Source organism: Xenorhabdus beddingii (genome assembly GCF_002127545.1).
GTDB lineage: Bacteria > Pseudomonadota > Gammaproteobacteria > Enterobacterales > Enterobacteriaceae > Xenorhabdus > Xenorhabdus beddingii.
Map to the genome: position 1 here is coordinate 1 of NZ_MUBK01000185.1, position 385 is coordinate 385.

Here is a 385-nt window from a genome sequence, read left to right on the forward strand (position 1 = left end):
GAGTGCTCACACAGATTGTCTGATGAAAGAAGAGACGGTATCGGCATAGGCTTGTAGCTCAGGTGGTTAGAGCGCACCCCTGATAAGGGTGAGGTCGGTGGTTCAAGTCCACTCAGGCCTACCAAATCTTACTTATGCGGCGTGATGAACAGACTCGCTTATTTGCAATAAGCGTTGCCCGTTCATGCCTGACCTAAGCAGGATTGCAGTGCAGTATAACGATACGGTTTTTTATGGGGCTATAGCTCAGCTGGGAGAGCGCCTGCCTTGCACGCAGGAGGTCAGCGGTTCGATCCCGCTTAGCTCCACCATACTCTTCGCGCAATACCCTATTTCAGAACACATTAAGCGAAATGTGTTGTGAAATATGTGCTCTTTAACAATC

The 385-nt window shown here is 49.4% G+C and carries 2 tRNA genes; both read left to right on the top strand.

From position 1 onward, the window contains the following. Positions 1-47 precede the first annotated feature (47 nt). Positions 48-124, top strand: a tRNA-Ile gene (locus tag Xbed_RS19185). 111 nt (positions 125-235) lie between these two features. Further along, a tRNA-Ala gene (locus Xbed_RS19190) sits at positions 236-311 on the top strand. The last annotated feature ends 74 nt before the right edge of the window (positions 312-385 follow it).